Source organism: Acidithiobacillus ferriphilus, from assembly GCF_018854775.1.
GTDB lineage: Bacteria > Pseudomonadota > Gammaproteobacteria > Acidithiobacillales > Acidithiobacillaceae > Acidithiobacillus > Acidithiobacillus ferriphilus.
In genome coordinates, this window is sequence record NZ_JAAZTY010000224.1 from 1 (window position 1) to 2,418 (window position 2,418).

Sequence of the window (2,418 nt, forward strand, 5' to 3'; positions counted from 1 at the left end):
TCACCGTCGGGCTCTCCGGTTTCGGGCTGGAGACGGCACGATGGCTGGTGACACGGGGCGCGCGACGGCTGGTACTGGTCAGCCGCTCCGCACGCCCCGACGCGATCGGCCAAGAAGCGTTGACGGCGATGACGGCGGCGGGCGTCGACCTGCACTGCCTGCCCTGCGATGTCGGCGACGGTGCGCAGGTACAGGCGCTGTTTACGCGGATCGCGGCGGAGATCGGACCCTTACGGGGCATCATCCATGCGGCAGCCGTCATTGACGATGCCCTCGCCCAAAACCTGACGGCGACCCAGATAGACGCCGTGCTGCGCCCAAAAATCGCCGGCGCATGGCATCTTCACCAGAATAGTCAGGGCGCTCCGCTGGATTTCTTCGTGCTGTACTCGTCGGTGACCACCCTGCTCGGCAACCCTGGGCAGGCCCATTACGTGGCGGCGAACACCTGGATGGAAGCCCTGGCCACGCAACGCCGGGCCCAGGGCCTGCCGACCACCGCGGTGCTGTGGGGGGCGATTGGGGATATCGGTTACCTGGCTCGTAACCCGCAGCTGCGCGATGTGTTGCAGCAGCGACTCGGCGGCGCAGCGCTGCGGGCGGCAACGGCCCTCGATATCCTGGAGTCGATGCTGCTGACGAATACCAACGCCTTGGTGGTGGCCGATCTGGACTGGGGCGTGGTACGCCGCTTTTTGCCGGGGGCCCAGGCGCCGCGCTTTACGGAGTTGTCGCGTGGGGTAGAGGACGACGCCGCCGCGACCGACGCGGATCTCTGCGCCACACTGCGGACGCTGCCGCTGGGCGAAGCGCAGGCGTTGCTGACGGAGCTGGTGCGCCGCGAAGTCGGGCAGATCTTGCGGCTGGCCGTCGAAAAAATTCCGCCGGACCAAAATCTCGGTCAACTCGGGCTCGATTCGCTGATGGGGGTCGAGCTGGCTCTGGCGCTGGAAGAACGCTTGGGAATCAAGTTACCCGCCTTTCTGCTCAGCGAAGGACCGACGCCCGGCAAATTGGCCCAGCGGCTGCTGCAGACCTTGCGGAAAAAGGATACGACGGAGACCGCGCTGGCGGAGCAAACCCCCGATGCCGAATTCCAGCGACTGGCTGCGGCGCATGGCGTCGTCCAACAAGAGATGAATGCGGCGTTGCGCACCGGCACGGGGAACCACTGAGATGAACAAACCCCATCGCCGCAGCCTTGCCGCGCAAGTCAAGGAACAGCTCATTCAGAAGGGGTTGGAGATGCGCCTGAAGCAGATGAATGCGGCGCCGGCGACGCGGCCGCGCCAGGAAGATGCCGCCGTACCCGAGGCCTTCACCCGTTTTGATCAGCAGCCTGGCTTCCGCCAGGTGCGCATGATGCGGGAAGGCGCCCGGCGTTTTGGTGTGGAGAACCCGTTCTTTCATGTGCATGCGGGTACGGCGGCGGCCCACAGTGAGATTGCCGGGCATCCGGTGATCAACTATGGCAGCTACAACTATCTTGGGCTTTCCGGGCACCCGAGGGTCAATGCCGCCGCCAAGGCCGCCATTGACCGTTATGGCACTTCGGTTTCCGCCAGTCGCATCGTCGCGGGAGAGCGGCCTCTGCACCGCGACCTTGAGCAGAGCATTGCGGAACTCTACGGCGTCGATGACGCCCTGGTCATGGTCAGCGGTCATGGGACCAACATCAGTCTCATCGGACATCTTCTGGGTCCGAAAGATATAGTGCTGCATGACGAATACGCCCATAACAGCATCCTGATGGGCATACAGATCGCGCGCGCGCAGCGCTTCTCCTTTCGTCACAACGACATGGCTGACCTCGAACGATTGCTGCAGAAGCACCGTCATCGCGCCGAACGCTTGCTCATTGCGGTAGAAGGGATCTATAGCATGGACGGCGACTACCCCGACTTACCCTCCTTGATTCACCTGAAAAAACGCTACGGCGCGTGGCTCCTGATCGATGAGGCGCACGCGCTGGGCGTTGTTGGACAGCGCGGTCTGGGAATCGCCGAACACTTTGGCATCGACCCTCGGGAAGCAGACATCTGGATGGGCACCTTGAGCAAGTCGCTCGCCGCTTGTGGCGGCTACGTGGCCGGAGAAAAAGCCCTGATCGAAAACCTCCGCTATCTTGCTCCGGGATTTCTGTACAGTGTGGGGATGTCACCACCCGTGGCGGCCGCGGCCCAGGCGGCACTGGACCTCCTGAAAGCGGAACCGGAGCGGGTAGCCACCTTACAGGCACGGGGGGCATATTTCTTCGATCGCATCCGGGCCCTTGGGTTGGATACCCGCAGTAGCGCAGGGATCGCCATCATACCCGTCATTTTTGGAAGCTCCCTGCATGCGGTGCACCTATCCAGCGAACTTTTGCGGCGGGGCGTCCATGTGCAGCCCATCATTTATCCGGCGGTCCCCGAAAAA

The 2,418-nt window shown here is 63.4% G+C and carries 2 protein-coding genes; both read left to right on the plus strand.

The genetic code is table 11. The features are described 5' to 3' along the window. Nucleotides 1–1,175, plus strand: a 1,175-nt coding sequence (locus HF921_RS12610) for a beta-ketoacyl reductase (protein WP_215893935.1), incomplete at its 5' end; no start/stop codon positions are given. Between the two features lies 1 nt (nucleotide 1,176). Beyond that, a partial coding sequence (locus tag HF921_RS12615; RefSeq protein WP_215893936.1) for an aminotransferase class I/II-fold pyridoxal phosphate-dependent enzyme occupies nucleotides 1,177–2,418 on the plus strand: 1,242 nt, incomplete at its 3' end.